Annotated in this window: 16 protein-coding genes; 8 read left to right on the top strand and 8 right to left on the bottom strand. The window is 34.9% G+C overall.

All coding sequences use genetic code 11. The features are described from left to right. Positions 1-34: 34 nt before the first annotated feature. The 3 genes from pckA to ACZZZI_RS09450 all read right to left on the bottom strand — a co-directional run bounded on the left by pckA (position 35) and on the right by ACZZZI_RS09450 (position 3,060). On the bottom strand, positions 35-1,618 hold the full coding sequence (gene pckA / locus ACZZZI_RS09440) for a phosphoenolpyruvate carboxykinase (ATP) (RefSeq protein ID WP_463489275.1): 1,584 nt from the start codon (positions 1,616-1,618) through the stop codon (positions 35-37). Between the two features lie 177 nt (positions 1,619-1,795). Then, the gene (locus tag ACZZZI_RS09445; RefSeq protein WP_344769417.1) at positions 1,796-2,146 is read right to left on the bottom strand and encodes a translation initiation factor; all 351 of its coding nucleotides are present in this window, start codon (positions 2,144-2,146) and stop codon (positions 1,796-1,798) included. An 11-nt stretch (positions 2,147-2,157) separates the two neighbouring features. Next, entirely contained in the window at positions 2,158-3,060 is a 903-nt protein-coding gene (locus ACZZZI_RS09450; RefSeq protein ID WP_463489276.1) for a diacylglycerol/lipid kinase family protein, read from the bottom strand. A 204-nt stretch (positions 3,061-3,264) separates the two neighbouring features. On the opposite strand from ACZZZI_RS09450, the gene metK reads away from it, so the two are divergent. Further along, on the top strand, positions 3,265-4,515 hold the full coding sequence (gene metK, locus ACZZZI_RS09455; protein ID WP_316764446.1) for a methionine adenosyltransferase: 1,251 nt from the start codon (positions 3,265-3,267) through the stop codon (positions 4,513-4,515). Between the two features lie 193 nt (positions 4,516-4,708). Here metK and ACZZZI_RS09460 read toward each other — a convergent pair whose 3' ends face one another. Both ACZZZI_RS09460 and ACZZZI_RS09465 read right to left on the bottom strand, forming a co-directional pair. Next, positions 4,709-5,233 (bottom strand): ExbD/TolR family protein, encoded by a 525-nt coding sequence (locus tag ACZZZI_RS09460; RefSeq protein ID WP_344769412.1) that lies wholly within the window; start codon positions 5,231-5,233, stop codon positions 4,709-4,711. Positions 5,234-5,332: 99 nt separating this feature from the next. Beyond that, positions 5,333-5,863 (bottom strand): superoxide dismutase family protein, encoded by a 531-nt coding sequence (locus tag ACZZZI_RS09465; RefSeq protein WP_344769411.1) that lies wholly within the window; start codon positions 5,861-5,863, stop codon positions 5,333-5,335. Positions 5,864-5,981: 118 nt separating this feature from the next. On the opposite strand from ACZZZI_RS09465, the gene ACZZZI_RS09470 reads away from it, so the two are divergent. Then, positions 5,982-6,326 carry a hypothetical protein gene (locus ACZZZI_RS09470; RefSeq protein ID WP_316754545.1) on the top strand — a complete coding sequence of 115 codons (345 nt, stop codon included), beginning with the start codon at positions 5,982-5,984 and terminating at the stop codon, positions 6,324-6,326. 61 nt (positions 6,327-6,387) lie between these two features. Here ACZZZI_RS09470 and ACZZZI_RS09475 read toward each other — a convergent pair whose 3' ends face one another. Beyond that, positions 6,388-7,587 carry a redoxin domain-containing protein gene (locus tag ACZZZI_RS09475; RefSeq protein ID WP_463489277.1) on the bottom strand — a complete coding sequence of 400 codons (1,200 nt, stop codon included), beginning with the start codon at positions 7,585-7,587 and terminating at the stop codon, positions 6,388-6,390. A 124-nt stretch (positions 7,588-7,711) separates the two neighbouring features. Here ACZZZI_RS09475 and ACZZZI_RS09480 point away from each other — a divergent pair, with 124 nt between their 5' ends. The 3 genes from ACZZZI_RS09480 (at position 7,712) to ACZZZI_RS09490 (ending at position 10,330) form a co-directional block, all read left to right on the top strand. After that, positions 7,712-9,223, top strand: a complete 1,512-nt coding sequence (locus ACZZZI_RS09480) for a sensor histidine kinase (protein WP_463489278.1) — start codon at positions 7,712-7,714, stop codon at positions 9,221-9,223. Next, positions 9,220-9,906, top strand: a complete 687-nt coding sequence (locus ACZZZI_RS09485; protein WP_344769407.1) for a response regulator transcription factor — start codon at positions 9,220-9,222, stop codon at positions 9,904-9,906. The genes ACZZZI_RS09480 and ACZZZI_RS09485 overlap by 4 nt, the downstream gene beginning before the upstream one ends. A gap of 76 nt (positions 9,907-9,982) precedes the next feature. Then, a complete protein-coding gene (locus ACZZZI_RS09490; protein ID WP_463491785.1) occupies positions 9,983-10,330 on the top strand; it encodes a transmembrane 220 family protein in 348 nt (115 codons plus the stop codon). 2 nt (positions 10,331-10,332) lie between these two features. Here the strand turns inward: ACZZZI_RS09490 and ACZZZI_RS09495 are convergent, their stop codons facing one another. Beyond that, complete coding sequence (locus tag ACZZZI_RS09495) at positions 10,333-10,503, bottom strand: hypothetical protein (RefSeq protein ID WP_463489279.1); 171 nt, start codon at positions 10,501-10,503, stop codon at positions 10,333-10,335. Between the two features lie 242 nt (positions 10,504-10,745). Between ACZZZI_RS09495 and ACZZZI_RS09500 the strand changes: the two genes are divergently transcribed. The 3 genes from ACZZZI_RS09500 (at position 10,746) to ACZZZI_RS09510 (ending at position 13,491) form a co-directional block, all read left to right on the top strand. After that, on the top strand, positions 10,746-12,458 hold the full coding sequence (locus ACZZZI_RS09500; RefSeq protein ID WP_463489280.1) for an FAD/NAD(P)-binding protein: 1,713 nt from the start codon (positions 10,746-10,748) through the stop codon (positions 12,456-12,458). A 25-nt stretch (positions 12,459-12,483) separates the two neighbouring features. Further along, a complete protein-coding gene (locus ACZZZI_RS09505) occupies positions 12,484-13,080 on the top strand; it encodes a DUF1543 domain-containing protein (protein WP_463489281.1) in 597 nt (198 codons plus the stop codon). A 183-nt stretch (positions 13,081-13,263) separates the two neighbouring features. After that, the gene (locus ACZZZI_RS09510) at positions 13,264-13,491 is read left to right on the top strand and encodes a hypothetical protein (protein ID WP_316754562.1); all 228 of its coding nucleotides are present in this window, start codon (positions 13,264-13,266) and stop codon (positions 13,489-13,491) included. 91 nt (positions 13,492-13,582) lie between these two features. Here ACZZZI_RS09510 and efp read toward each other — a convergent pair whose 3' ends face one another. Then, positions 13,583-14,143 carry an elongation factor P gene (efp, locus tag ACZZZI_RS09515; RefSeq protein WP_316754564.1) on the bottom strand — a complete coding sequence of 187 codons (561 nt, stop codon included), beginning with the start codon at positions 14,141-14,143 and terminating at the stop codon, positions 13,583-13,585. Positions 14,144-14,157: the final 14 nt, after the last annotated feature.

Consider the following 14,157-nt stretch of genomic DNA (forward strand, 5'->3'; position numbering starts at 1 on the left):
AAAAATGCATTTAAACCCACATTTAACACATTTTTTATACTTCTTGAGGCACTTTTGGATTATTTACCTGTTTAAACTGCTTAAAATTCTCGCTGAAAGCATTCGACAGTTCGTATGCTTTTAAAAAGTATTCTTCCTGGCTATCCCATGTTTTAGACGGGTCTAAAATTTCATCTGGTACATTAGGACAATGTAAAGGCATCATTAATTTAAATACATGATGCTGTTTATAATTTGGATGATCTAAATCTCCATTGATAGCGGCAGTAATCATCGCTCTGGTGTAGCTTAGTTTCATTCTTTTGCCAATTCCATAGGGGCCGCCAGTCCAACCTGTATTAACCAACCACACATTAACTTTTTGTTCTTTCATTTTTTTACCGAGCAAATCGGCATATTTCGACGGATGTAATGGCAAAAATGCTTTACCAAAGCAAGCTGAAAAAGTTAGCTGAGGCTCTGTAATGCCCGCTTCGGTACCTGCAACTTTTGCCGTATAGCCACTCATAAAATGAAACATAGCCTGTTCTACATCTAATTTAGAGATTGGTGGCAGTACGCCAAATGCGTCGGCGGTTAAAAAAAATATATTTTTAGGTGTAGCCGCAACAGAAGGTATAACGGAGTTATCAATATAGTCTATCGGATAAGCAACCCTTGTATTTTCTGTCTTGTTGATATTTGCAAAATCTACATCATTTGTGCCAGGAAAAAAGTTTATATTCTCTAACAAGGAACCGAATTTTATAGCTTTATAGATCTGAGGCTCCTTTTCCAGGGTTAAATCAACACATTTTGCATAACAGCCACCTTCAAAATTGAAGATCGAACTTTCGCTCCAGCCATGCTCATCGTCGCCAATTAAAGCCCTTTTTGGATCAGCCGATAAGGTTGTTTTACCTGTACCAGACAGGCCAAAGAAAATTGCTGAATCTCCATCAACACCAACATTTGCCGAACAATGCATAGAAAGCGTGTTTCTGTACATAGGCAATAAGAAGTTCAAAACAGAAAATATACCTTTTTTAATCTCACCCGTATAACCTGTTCCCCCAACTAAAATCATTTTTTTGCTAAAATTGATAATAGAAAAATTCTCTTGCCTTGTACCATCAACTAATGGATCGGCCGAGAATTCTGGAGCTGCAATTATTGTCCATTCGGGTGTTGTACCTAAATCCTTTTCATCAGGCCGGATAAATAAATTATTAGCAAAAAGGTTCTGATAAGCCGTTTCAGTAATCACTCTTATGGAAATTGAATAATCTGGATTTGCACAAGCAGATGCATCTCTAACATAATAAACCTTATCGCTAAGATAACATGTTATTTTATTTAGAAGCGAGTTAAACTTATCAGGACTGAATTTGATATTAATATCGCCCCACCAAACGGTATTTTCCGTTACATCATCACAAACGATGAATCGGTCTTTAGGCGAACGCCCTGTAAATTTTCCTGTATCAATTGCTAATGCGCCTGATGATGCTAAAGTGCCTTCTTTATTTTCTAGGGCTTCTTTAACCAATTCGGCTGCGGACAACTGATATTTAACACCCAAACCTGCCTTCAGATTTAAATAGCTTAAATCAGGCGCTTGTAGTTCCATTTTGCTCATAACAATAAGTTAGTTAGTGGAGCAAATGTAAAGACATATCTTACAAAAAACAGAATTTTTTTATGCCTTTTTTTACATATTGTAGCTTATACACTATGATTTAATTAACTGTCAATCAACAAATTAAAACGTTTAATTTATCGTTAAAAAAATTAAAAAAATACACTAAGCAATAATTTAACCGCCTGCTTTTTTTGCCTTAAAACCTTCTTTTTGCAAAATAACCATCACCTTGTCTCTAACATCTCCCTGAATAAGAATTTCTCCATCCTTTACCGAGCCACCTACACCACATTTATTTTTAAGCATTTTACCTAGAACCTCAAGATCTTCGGTTTTACCCTTAAAGCCTGTTATTAAGGTTACTGCTTTTCCACCACGATTCTTTTTATCAAGCATTACCCTCAAATCTTGCTGTTGGTTTGGAGCTGTTACCGTATGATCAACCTCCTGTTCGTATTCAAATTCAGGATTGGTAGAATACATAATTCCACCCAAATCACTTAAACTGTTTTTTTTCTGTTTCATTATTAAAATTTCTATGGAACAATTACTTCCAAAGATAAAGGATTGATTTTAGCCTCTAATTCTTTACCCATTTTTAATGGTTCGCCATCTACATGTACTGGTCCATCTTGCGCACGGCTTATTTTGATGTTTTTACCCTTTATTATCTCAATCATATCGGAAGTTTCGGCTGTGCCTTTCAACATTACGTAACTAAGAACGGGCAATTTAAACAATGAAAAGGGCTTTATAATGCAAACATCGAGCAGGCCATCTTTAACGGATGCATTTGGTGCGATATAGACATTATTACCGTACTGAGATGAATTTGCAACTGTTATTGCAAAAGCCTTTCTTTTATATTCAACCCCATCAATGTTTAAAATGTATAATTCATCTTTATAATTAAAAACCTCTTTTAAACTTAGCTTTATATAACCCGTTAAGCCTCTCTTTTTATCTTTTGAGAAGGCAGCACTTAAATGCGCATCGAAACCCATTCCTGCCAGGTTAAAAAAACTTTTATTATTAAAATAAGCTGAATCGATTACATCGGTTTTCAATTGGTTGATTAATAATATTGCTTCTTTTAAATTTTGCGGAATATTTAAAAACCTAGCCAAGCCATTGCCCGAGCCGAGTGGCAAAATACCCAGTATTTTTTTGTGTTCAAGCACTTTACTGGCCACTTCATTTATCGTTCCATCGCCGCCCGCTGCCACAATTATGTCAAAATTTTTCGTAATTGCCTCTTCTACAATTTCGGTGGCGTGCCCCACATATTCGGTTAAACGGAAGTTAGCATTGAACTTTTCCTTATCCAAATACTTATCTATAAGTGCCGGGATGCGTAATTTTGCTTTCCCACCTGATATGGGATTGATTACAAATAAGATATTGGTTTTGACTTGCAAAGCTTTTGAATGAGGATACAAAATAATCTATAATTTTTGAAATAAAGAAAATATGCTAATTTTGCAGCGTTAAAAGTGGATTGATTTGCGATGTTTCGAAATTCGAAACGGGATTGCAACCACTCAAAAAAAAGTGCTAATACCTTCCTATACACAATTGAACCTGGTTTCAGGGAACATTAGCACTTATTAAATTGTTTTAATTTCATCTTAAATATTTAATAAATGTCGTATTTATTTACATCAGAATCTGTATCTGAAGGCCACCCTGATAAAATTGCCGATCAAATTTCGGATGCATTAATTGATAACTTTTTAGCTTTCGATGCAGAATCGAAGGTAGCCTGCGAAACTTTGGTAACAACAGGACAGGTTATTTTAGCAGGAGAGGTAAAATCTAAAACTTATTTAGATGTACAGCAAATTGCTCGTGATGTAATCAAGAAAATTGGATATACCAAAAGTGAATACATGTTTGAGGCAAACTCTTGCGGTATTTTATCTGCCATTCATGAACAATCGCAGGATATTAACCAAGGTGTAGATAGAACAACGAAAGAAGAACAAGGTGCTGGAGATCAGGGTATGATGTTTGGTTATGCAACTAACGAAACTGAAAACTACATGCCTTTGGCGCTTGATTTATCTCATGCTTTATTAATAGAATTGGCAAATTTAAGAAGAGAGAATGCTGAAATTACCTATTTACGCCCCGATGCAAAATCGCAGGTAACTTTAGAATACTCTGATGATAATAAGCCACAACGAATTGATGCAATTGTAATCTCTACTCAACACGATGATTTTGATGAAGAAGCAACAATGCTGGCAAAAATAAAATCGGATTTAATTTCTATCCTTATTCCTAGAATTAAAGCAAAATATCCTCAATACGCTCATTTATTTAACGACCAGATTACTTACCACATTAACCCAACTGGAAAATTTGTAATTGGCGGACCACATGGAGATACGGGCTTAACAGGAAGAAAAATCATTGTTGATACTTACGGCGGTAAAGGTGCTCACGGTGGTGGTGCTTTTTCTGGTAAAGATCCAAGTAAAGTAGATAGAAGTGCTGCTTATGCAACTCGCCATATTGCTAAAAACTTAGTTGCTGCAGGCCTTGCTGATGAAATTTTAGTGCAAGTGAGTTATGCGATCGGAGTTGCAAAACCAACCTCTATAAACGTGGTTACCTATGGTACTTCTAAAGTAGGTTTAACTGATGGCGAGATCAGTAAGAAGGTAGAATCGATTTTCGATATGCGCCCTTACTTTATCGAACAACGTTTAAAATTAAGAAACCCAATTTATAGCGAAACTGCGGCATATGGCCACATGGGTCGTAAACCAGAAAACGTTACTAAAACTTTCAGAACACCAAACGGTGAAGAAAAAACAGTTTCAGTAGAGCTTTTTACCTGGGAAAAGTTAGATTTTGTAGATAAAGTTAAAGCTGAATTCGGTATTTAATTTTAACGGTAATATTTATTGGAAAAGCCCGGAGAAAGTCGGGGCTTTTCTAGTATATAACGATATGAGTAGATAACAAATTAAGGATTGTAACACAGTTAATTTAGGTTTGATTCGCATTTTAGTCGGGCCCAACTGTCACAAGTCCGAACTAATTCCGAAGTAAATCCGACTTAACCTAGAATGTATTATACTAAAGTTTGCTTTTAAGAAAATCGGTTTCCTTTAGAATTAAATTTTCATCATCTATAGAATAAGATTTTACATCAGCAATTTTGAGGTCATCAATTAAATCAACCAGATTCTTATAACTACAATCTTTAGTGGGCTTTACTACAACAATCATAAACTTAGCAGGGTTATTTTGATACAGCTTAGCAATCGCTAATTTATTGGCGAGAATAGTTTCTGCTATTACATTTATTGGTAATCTCCGCAGCACTGCCTGATCTGTTTCGCCCATGTAATATACAACCTGATCGTTTTTACCGAGCAAAATCGTCATCGTTCTGGATGCAGGCAACGCTATTGGAACATCATCGTGAACAGGCTTTGCAATATCTGCCGCCTTAAGTTCTGACAAAGATGTGGTGAGCATAAAGAATGTGGTGAGCAGAAACATTAAATCTACCATCGCCGTTAAATCTACTCTTGGTGCTGTTTTTTGGGTTCTTCCGTTGGCGGCCTTGCCACTTTTAGAAATTTCGATTGTTGCCATATTGTTTAGGTTTTATCAACATGATGACAACAAATTATAAATTGCATAAAAACGGCGATCAAATTTCTTCAATCGCCCGCCTTGCCTTTAGAAAAGTTGTTATTTAACGGCTTCAATTACTCCGCAGCCAACTCTGGGCCCCGAATTACCCGTAGGTTGAGTTACATAGTCGTCGGTTCCGCCGTGAACAATTATTCCTCTACCGATAATGTTTTTCAAATCGCCCTCTTTTACACTCCATCGATCTGTAGTTATAGAAATTTTTGCCTGTCCTTTATTATCGAGCATGATATTACCGATATCGCCAGAATGATAAGCTGCTGAACCCCATTTACCGTGGTTTTCCTTTGTAGGATTCCAATGCCCATGAGTATTCATACCCATATCACCGCAATCTCCATGCTCATGAAAATGAACAGCAACATTACTATCCGCCCTGGATGCAAAATTCATTTCCAGATCCATTCTTATTTTACCATCACTTAACTCGTAAAACTTTGCTGTTCCAATAGTTTTAGAGGCGTCAGCAGTTTCAGTTAAAGCAGCTGAGGCAATTTCTTTTTCTGCTTTAGTACAAGCGCTTAAAAATGCTACACTGGCAATTGCTAATGTTAGAAGATATTTTTTCATGCTATAAAATTTAGTTTAATAATTAACAGATTGACAATCATTTAGTTTTAAACAAAAACGCAAAGGATCAAACCATTTCGAATACTACTTGTTTAACCTTTAATAAAAACTTATAACGATGGAACAGCCAACTGCCATGAATACTTTAAGCCAAATTTTAGAGAAATTGAGGCTGAAAGGAAAAGATAACGAGTTAAAGATGACGGATCACGGTAAAATGCAAAGTCAGACAGGGAAGATTTATAAACCAGATGATTTAGTAATTGTTAAAACTTATCGCTTCGAAGGAGATTCTGATCCAGGAGATAATTCGGTACTTTACATTACTGAAGATAAAGAAAATGAACTGGGTTACATATTAGATGCCTATGGAATTTACTCTGATCACGTAGGCCCGGCGTTTGATGATTTCTTAAAAAAAATCCCAACAGAAAATAGAGACGAGCAAGAATTATTCTCATAGGATATTACTAACTATAACAAAGCAGAGGCACGGAAAAATCCGTGCCTCTTTGCGTTTAAAGCTATTTGTAAAAGACCAAAATCTTCATTTTCTTCTCCTTTTTAACTACATCTAGGCCAATGTCATTTATCGATTTCATAATACCATCTTTAGTTCTCATTTCCACATTGGTTTTTATATCGTATCGTTTATCCAAACCCGTTTCATCGATCACGGGCAAAGCAAGTTCATTTGTTAAGTAGCTTTCTGCAAAATCTGCCATTTTTGCGCCAGTAGCGTCGTAGCCTCGTCCGCTAAAACTATAGCTAAGCTCATTTTTAGCAGATTCAATGGCTTTATAACTTTTATTAACCAAAGCGTAAACGGGTATAACGCGATATTCAATTCTGGCCTTTACAGGTAAATTTAATAAAAGATGTTTCTGTAAAATACTCATCAAACTATCCTTTTCTTCCTGCTTAACAAGTAAATCAAGGGAGTAAAGGGTTTCTTTATTTTCATAATTTGAAACTTCTTTTTCTGGCAATTCATAGACCAGTTGTTTTTGAGAAACAATACCAAATGCATTACTGTACAAACCTAAAATTGTTGTGTTGGTAAAACTAATCCTTCTTTTTCTATAGGCTCCTTTATCGAGATATCTTTTACTGCCCGAAGGTTGCCCTTGCATGTAACCTCTTAACGAAAAGCTATGATTTAAAGTTGAGTCTACCGCAAAAGGATCTCCGTTACCAGATAATTTTTCCTTTTTAGTTTCTCCGCTCGATCTTATGACTTCACCCTTGATCAGTCGATCTATCATCTGTTGATTAATGGAATCGCTTTTAACAAGCGCTACAATTTTTCCTTTAGGATTAATAATGATACTCTGACCCACATAAGCCAGCGCAAACAAATCATAAAAAAAGCCAGATGTATCGCTTGCAAGCCATATTTTGGATGGTTTCTTTTTCAAATAGGTATGTAATCTTTCTGGTGTATCATCTGATAAACCGATAACCTGAATTGTACTCAGATTGGCGAGCTGTAATTTTGCAAGGGTATCCATTTCTGGCAAGCAGGGAGAACACCAGGTTCCCCAGATATTTAAAATATAAATTTTGTTTTGTGGCTTATTAAGCGAAACTGATTTAATAGGCGCATTAATTAAATTCTGAATCGGGATATCAGGAAACTGTTCTCCAGTTCTGGCCTGTAAACCCTGAGCCATAGTATTGATTGCTATCAAAGCAAAAAAGAGATTAAAAAATATTAGCTTCATAATTTTAAAATATTTATTCAAAATTGGAGATTGGAAATTTGAGAAAAGTTATCCAATAGGTTAATTAAGGTTATATTATGTTAACGAGCTTAATTGACACTTAAGAATTATATACATTTGAATTATGCGTAAAAAGGCCAGTTTGTTAGTTATTGTTTGCTTTGTTGCAATGACGGGTTTATTGGCATTACAAGCTTATTGGATTGTTAAATACTATAACGTTACGAAGGTAAATTTCGAAAAAGAAGTAAACCTTGCCTTTGAAGACGGCATAAAAAAGGAACTTAGTTTACGCTGTGATACGATACAAAAAATTGTCGAAAATAAAATCCTTGATACAAACGCATTCATAATTAGTGCAAAGTTTCATAAAGACGATAAAAAGTACGTTTACACAATAGCTGCCAAAGGAAATGCAAAGGATAAGTTTTCCTCTTCTTTTAGCTTAGCTAATTATAGTAAAGCACTTCCGAAAGATAAAAGAGATACCAGTGTTAGAAAACACGTTGCAGGAGCTTTGGCACTTCTGATGAGAGACGAAGACCTTGAACAACACATCATTTACTACAGGACGCAAAAACTGGGTATATTTATGAATGAACAGGCAAAGAAATATCAATTCGATACAACCAGACTCCGCCCAGCATTTAATCTTTATCTAAAAGAACGAAATATCGAGGTACCTTACAGTTTTATGGTAAAAAAGGAAGATAGTACGAATAACAAAAGCATTTCAAATTCAAAATTAGCGAAGTCTTACCCAGTTATTACCAAAGCTTTTTCGACTTACAGGTATACCGATAACCAGCATTATGTTAGGGCAATGTTTAAAAGCCCGATTTCTTACACTCTTTCTAAAATTGGTTTAATCTTATTTTCATCATTGGCTATGATTCTCATTATCTCTGGCTGCATGATTTTTATTTTAAAAAGTCTCTTCAAAGAAAAACGCTTGTCCGCCATAAAAAACGATTTCATCAGTAATATAACTCATGAATTTAAAACTCCAATCGCAACGGTTTCAGTAGCAATTGAGGCTTTAAAAAATCAAGCTGTTTTAGAGGATAAAGAAAAAACGGAAAGGTATTTGGCCTACGCAAAAAATGAAATTGAGCGCCTGAATCTTTTGGTAGATAAAGTGATGAATTTGGCGATATATGATGAAGGAATATCAAAAATAAATAAAGAAGAGATTAATATTGACGATGCCATAAGAGATTTAATTAGCCTGCATCAATTGGCAAACGCAAAAACAATTACGATCCAATATCAAAATACAAGTAACCAAAGTCATTTGATTGCAGATAAGTTTCAATTTCAGCACGCCATCAACAACATTTTAGATAATGCAATTAAGTATTCAACTAACAATACTAGCATCAAAATTACCGTAGAAAAAAACAGAAATTACCTGGTTATAAAACTTAAGGATAATGGAATTGGCATTGCTGAAAAAGAAACCTTAATGGTTTTTGATAAATTTTATCGGGTGAGTACGGGCAATAATCACCCTGTTAAAGGGCATGGATTAGGTTTAAACTATGTTAAACAGATCATGCAACAACATACAGGCTGGTATAAAATTGAAAGTAAATTAGGCATTGGGACAACATTAATTTTGGGCTGGCCGCTATGAGTAAAATCCTTTTGGCAGAAGATGAGCCTGCTCTAGCTGAAATTGTTAAAGAAACCTTAGTATTAAAGGGTTTTGAAGTGATTCATGCTCAAACTGCTTCTGACACGATTTCTAAATATCACACAAGTAAACCTGATATTCTGGTTTTAGATGTTATGCTTCCAGATGGAGACGGATTTTCAATTTCAAAACAAGTTAGACAAACCGATACGCTAACGCCTATTATTTTCCTCACTTCAAAATCGCTACCCAACGATGTGGTAACCGGATTTGAAAGCGGCGGTAACGATTACCTTAAAAAACCATTCAGCATTGAAGAACTTGTTATCAGAATAAAAGCCTTATTAAGTCAAAACAGGTTGGTTTTTAAACCCGAAGAAAAAGAGAAACAAGCTATAAAAATTGGCCTTTTTCAGTTTTACTATCCTGAAGGGATTTTAGTTTTAGCAGGCATTCAAAAAGTTTTAACCAATCGCGAAGCCGAAATTTTACAGATGCTTTTGCTAAACCGAAACAATATGCTTGAGCGCAACACCATCTTAAATATTTTATGGAATAACAACGATTATTTTTCTGGCCGCAGCCTTGATGTGTTTATTACAAAACTGAGAAAATACCTAAAAGACGATCCATCGGTGTTTATCATCAGCATAAGAGGGCAAGGATATAAACTTGTTTACTAATTTATATCTTTAAGCTTTCTAAACCTTAGCCTAAACCACTTTTGAAAGCTTTTAATCTAATTTCTGCCTTTTATTTATTCTTTCCGCAGCACTTCAATACAACGATCCCGACCCGTATATCTGGGTGCCCATATACCTTTATGGTGCATGGTTTTGTTATAAGGCCTTTACAGGGAAATATTTTCCGAAAGCATACCTGGCTGGAATTTTAGTTTTTTTAGTTTATGCACTTTTCCTTTTGTTTGATAAAACAGGTGTTCTAATTTGGTATAAAGAACATGAAGCAGAAAATATTGTACAAAGTATGAAAGCTACCAAACCATGGATTGAAGAAACAAGAGAATTTGGCGGATTGTTAATCCTAATCATCGCGTTAGCTACAAATTATTGTGTTTTTCGAAAATCTGATGGCAAAATTTTATAAATTCAACGGCTTTTAGCTACAAATTGTTGCTCAATTTTTTTAATCCACTTGCTTTTCGAATCTACTAAGTTAAATGTATAAGTTATCAGAATAAATACTGCCATTGCGATAAGAAATGTTCCCATCATTTTATTGCTTGCTTCGATTTGCGTTTGTTTTCTACCTTGATCCATCTTTTTTAATTCTTTTCCTAGGAATAAAGGCATGAAAGAGCGCATCAATTATCCTAATTCAGAGGCTTAAAAAACGTAAACGATAGAAGATTGTTTTAAGCATTTATCAAAAAATCGATAAAGGCAGTTATAAAGTAGATGAAATTAAATTTCTATTAATTTAATGCCATAAAGCCCGAGGATTAAAACTTTTCTTAAAGAGAAAGGTTATCACAGTTCAAAAGGGATCAAATCATAATATATTGAAGAAATTTAAACACTTGGCTATTTTGGGCGGCGGACCAAGCGGCCTTTTTTTGTTAAAAAGATTAGTCGAATCTAACGAGATTGATATCAGTATTGATATTTTCGAAAAAAAGAATCAGTTGGGTGCGGGCATGCCCTATAGTTTGGAAGGTGCAAATGATGAGCATATTACAAATGTTTCGGGAAATGAGATTCCAGAGTTGGTTACTTCGGTAGAAGAATGGATTCAAACTGTTCCTGAAGAAACATTGCAGCATTTTCACATTAATCGAGATCATTTTAATGACTATAAAGTAATGCCTCGCTTATTTTTCGGGCAATACCTTTCTGCGCAGTTCGAATTACTCAAGACGCAGGCAAAAGAAAAAGGAATTTCTTTAACCATTTATCTGAATAAAGAAGTTTCAGATATAATCGATTATCCAGAACTGAATAAAGTTGTTGTAGAATTAGTTGATAAATCCGTTTATGAATATGATCAGGTAATTATTTCTACAGGGCACCGCTGGCCTAAAAGAAACGAAGGTAAAATTTCGGGTTACTATGATTCTCCGTACCCGCCATCAAAATTGAAGCTCAAAATAAATCATCCTGTTGCCATTAAAGGTTCTTCGCTTACGGCAATTGATGCCATCAGAACGTTGGCCCGAGCAAATGGCAATTTTAGCACCGACAAGAACGGGAAAGTGAATTATACCTTAAATCCAGAGCAGCAAAACTTTAAATTGGTTATGCATTCGAGAAGTGGTTTATTGCCTGCGGTAAGGTTTCATCTTGAAGATCCGCATTTACTAAAAGATGCTGTACTAAGCCCATCGGAGATTGAGAAAAACCGAGCAATAAACGATGGTTTTTTATCGCTTGATTATCTTTTTGAGAAAAATTTTAAAAATTCATTCATAGAGAAAAGGCCAGGTTTCTATCAAAAAATTAAAGATTTAAGCATGGAGGAGTTCGTTGGCATAATGATGAATTTCAGGGAAGGTAAAGATCCGTTTAAACTTTTTAAAGCCGAATATTTAGAAGCCGAAGAATCGATAGAAGAGGAAGAGTCTGTTTACTGGAAAGAAATGCTTGCCGTATTAAGTTTTGTTATGAACTATCCTGCTAAATATTTTTCTGCAGAGGATACACTTCGGTTACAGAAAACCTTAATGCCATTAATTTCGATCGTAATTGCATTTGTACCACAAAGTTCGGTTGAGGAAATGCTGGCTTTAAACGAATCTGGCTTATTGGAAATTATTCCTGTTGGCGATGATAGCAGTGAAGAGCCACAGGAAGATGGTGGCGTAATTTATTATTATACCGACGAAAATAATCATCAGCAGGCAGTTCGTTTCAAAACCTTTGTAGATTGTGTTGGCCAGCCGCACTTATCTTTTAGAGAAATTCCATATAAAAGCCTTATTGATAAGAGAACAGTTAGCCCAGCAAAGATTAAATTCAGGAATAATAATGCTGCAATTTCTGCTTTAAATAATGGTGTAAAAAACATAAGCCAAACTAACAAACAAGATTATTACCTTGATGTGCCAGGAATAACCATTAATGATAATTTCCAAATAGTTGATGGCTATGGCTCTTTGAATGAGAGAATTTATATGATGGCTGTACCCTATATCGGCGGCTATAATCCCGATTATTCGGGTTTAGATTTCAGCGAAGCTGCTTCGGCAAAAATTGTAAATGCGCTTTTAAAAAACTGATTTACTTAAAACTTGTTAAAAAGTTATGCGTTTAAATTTAGATATGATAAACGAAACTCAAGAACCTACACCTAAACTTTTTATGCTGTTGCTAGGGTCAAAAGCTCCAAAAAGAAATGTAGAACAACACGATTATTTCTTCGGAATTGCACATTCTTTAAAAGAACTGGTTCCTCAAATAAAATCGTTTTGGCCAGAGGCAGGTAATAGCATCCATATAGATGGCTGGCGAGAAGTAAATACGGTAAATGGATTTGAAGTTAAGGTTATTGCACGCTCCGCATTTATTAATCCTTCAGAAAACAAACTCTTCTTTATTAATTTGGGTGGTTATCAAAGCAACAAACTCGAAGAGCAACATTATACAGTATTAACGGTTCAGAACGATAGAGCGCAGGCTGTTCAGGATGCAAAGAAAACAGTATTCTTTAAATCTAATTCTATAAAAGGTGCAAACTCCCATATAGATGAGAAGTATGGAATTGATGTAGATGATATACACAAGGTAGAAGATATTCTCGATCAAAAACAGAAGAAAAACTATCATCTTCAGATATCTGAGGCGCCTAATTTAATTGAAGATGAAATTCATTTAGGTTATTTTAAGCTGGATAAGCTCTAATTCTGATCGAACAACTTGCTGAAGTTGGAGAAATTAAATTCGCACTTCCAAAAGTGATAATTTCACATACAAAAACTAGCTCTAAGAGACATTTAACAACAATTGTATATAACTAATCGATATTGTTTGCAAAAAAGTAGATAATACGTAGTATTAAATAGTCTGGAATTAATATTTTTGGGTATGAAAAAGCAAAATACCCAGTTAAAGGATTTTTTGGCTAGAGTAAAGCAATTAAGAGGTTTTGGGGATATGAACTCATATCAAGTGGTTAACGAATTTAAAACGCTCAGCAACGATAAAGATCAAAAAATCGAACATATTATTGAAGACTTTTCTAATCCAGAAACCTATTATAATGGTAAAAACAGGCTTATTAAAGAAGTAGAAGACCAGCTCGATAACGATTAGGATATTATCAAAATGCTAAAATCGTTTAAAATATAAAAAGCCATCAAAAAATTAAACTTGATGGCTTTTAAATAAAATTTCTTCGTAAAAATTATTTTACACGCTCAACATATTCTCCTGTACGTGTATCTACTTTAATTTTATCGCCTTGGTTAACGAACAATGGAACTTTAACCTCAACACCGTTTTCAAGCGTTGCAGCTTTTAAAGCATTTGTAGATGTATCACCTTTAACAGCTGGCTCCGAGTAAGTAATTTCGAATTCAGCAAAGTTTGGCAACTGTCCCATAATTGCTTCGTCGCTTTCCATAGAAACAATAACACTCATACCTTCTTTTAAGAATTTAATAGACGAACCAAATAAAGTTTTCTCAACATTATGTTGCTCGTAAGTATTGTTATCCATTACTACTAAATAATCGCCATCTTCGTATAGATATTGATAATCGCTGGTTTCAACGCGACAAATTTCAACTGCTTCGTCGGTATTCATACGAGCTTCAACAATTCTGCCCGATTTAATGTTACGAAACTTGCCAGTATAAAAAGCGCCGCCTTTACCTGGTGTACGGTGATTCCATTCGTCAACAGTAACTAATTCATTGTTTACACGAAGAATGTTACCCGTTTTAATTTCTGATGCTTTAGCCATATTATGTGATCCTT

This window comes from Pedobacter sp. AC190 (genome assembly GCF_979258025.1).